1 protein-coding gene is annotated in these 2071 nt (G+C 38.6%); it reads right to left on the bottom strand.

Features of this window, described 5'->3' with window-relative positions:
* Window positions 1-64 precede the first annotated feature (64 nt).
* Window positions 65-2071, bottom strand: a 2007-nt coding sequence (locus F6J94_RS33275) for a serine hydrolase (RefSeq protein WP_293048092.1), incomplete at its 5' end; no start/stop codon positions are given.

Here is a 2071-nt window from a genome sequence, read left to right as displayed (position 1 = left end):
TGATTGAATCCCTTGTTATTTAAGGGGTTAAGCTAATTTAAACTACTAATTTAGTATAATCAGTCTAGGAGAGCCATAAATTCCAAGAATTTAGGAGCCAGATAAATAGCCATGCCGCTAGCATACTCAAACCATAATACCCTCGTCTGATCAAAGACCAATTTTTGTCTCTCCAAGCCAGTACACCAATAATCGATACTACAGTAGTCAAGCCTGTGGTGACAATGGGTAGATAAAGTAACGCAATCATCACAGGGGGGATTCCCAAGAAAAATTCCCAGAAATCTATTGTACTAATAGCTATCCCCATTCCAATCAAAAAGCATAAATTTAAGACACTAATCAGACCAATGATAAACTCCACTAGACGAGTATGTCGTGAAACTAGAGCTAAAGTTTTATTTTTGCGGCTAATTAATGGTCTAATTAGCCAAACTAAACATCCCCATAGGAAGATTATCACACAAAATACCACCAGTCCAAGCTGTAAAACAAGAGTTTCGTACCAGGCTAACTTTTCATAGGTTAAATGGACATGACTACTCATAGACATAGCAGTAATTTTACCCTGACTATCTTCCCGAAAACTTATATACATATTGCTGTCAGGATACCGAAATAGGAGTGGCTCAACTTCCTCCCATTTACTTCCTCCTGGAAATACATTTATCCTGTGGTCTGGATTAGTTTTAATAGTAAATAATCGTCCAGATTCCAGCAAAACAATTGCTAACTTAACCAGGGATTTTTGAGGATATCGAATAAAGCGATAGCCGCCATTAATTTGTTTATATTGCTGTTTATACTGCTGGGTAATATTAGCTTCAGGGATAGCTTCAGGGATAGCTTTATTAATAATTTCGGTAGGTGATGCAATGGTCTCCTGTACAGGATAATAACGATCTAAAAACTGTTGAACCAAGTCGTCTCGCAAATTCTCATTAAGACTGTTACGATTGTAAGCAATATAGAAACCTAACTTTTGTTCTGGAATTAAAAACACCAGATTAGTATACCCTGACATGCTACCGCCATGTTCAATTATCCGTTGATTATTCACAAAGCGCTCAAAAAAACCATAAGTAGATCCTGCGGCTTGAGGAATGTTCGGAAAATTAGTATAGTGTTGGCGGTGCATCTCCTTTACTGTAGTGTCATTCAGGATACGCTGTGTACCATAACGACCTCCCTGTAAATTAGCAATCATAAAGTGAGCCATGTCTTCAGCAGTAGTAGTTAAAGCTGTAGTAGGAACACTTTTATTACAGGTAAAGGGTTGCTTTATATAATTGTCATTTTGGTACCGATATCCCACAGCTAAGTTAGCTGCCAGCTCAGACGGTAATGGTTGCTGAAAACTACTTTGACTCATATCCAAAGGTTGTAGGATACTTTGGTCAATATATTCACTGAAAGGAATTCCAGCAACCACTTCGACTAAGTAACCTGCCAATGCTAATCCTACATCACCATAAACATATAATTGACCTGGTGGTCGCACTCGCTCTGGTAGATTTTCTGTGAGAAATTTTTCTAAGGATAGCAGCTTAGACTGGCAACGAGTGGCTCCGCCAATCACCCAAGCTACATCGAATCCATCAGTATGAGTTAAGAGATGATCAACTGTAATGGGCTTAAATTGATCAGTCTTGATTTGAAATTCCTTAAGATACTGGTTAATATCTTCATGTAGCTTAAGCTTGCCTTGCTCGACTAGTTGCATTACTGCTGTAGAGGTAACTAGTTTAGAGACAGAGCCTACACGAAACAGAGTTTTGTTAGGAATAACCGGTATCTTATCCTCAAGGTTGGCGTAGCCGTAGCCTTTCGAGAATATAATATTGTCATCTTTTACTAAGGTAAATACCGCTCCAGGAATATTATTTTCTGTCATTTGATTGACAAAAAAATTGTCACTAAATTCTTCTATATCCTGGAATTTAGTTAGTTCTACCTGGGAATCATCGGTTGTAGATACCATCGGCAAATACCGGTTAGATACACTCAAGGATTCCTCAGCAAATACGGGAAGTACAGAAACAGATCGGAAGAGCGGCGGGGAGGGAAAGAG

It is taken from the genome of Moorena sp. SIO1F2 (assembly GCF_010672755.1).
In the GTDB taxonomy this organism is placed as follows: Bacteria; Cyanobacteriota; Cyanobacteriia; order Cyanobacteriales; family Coleofasciculaceae; genus Moorena.
The sequence above is the reverse complement of the archived record's forward strand: the minus strand, read 5'-3'. Positions and strand labels throughout refer to the sequence as shown.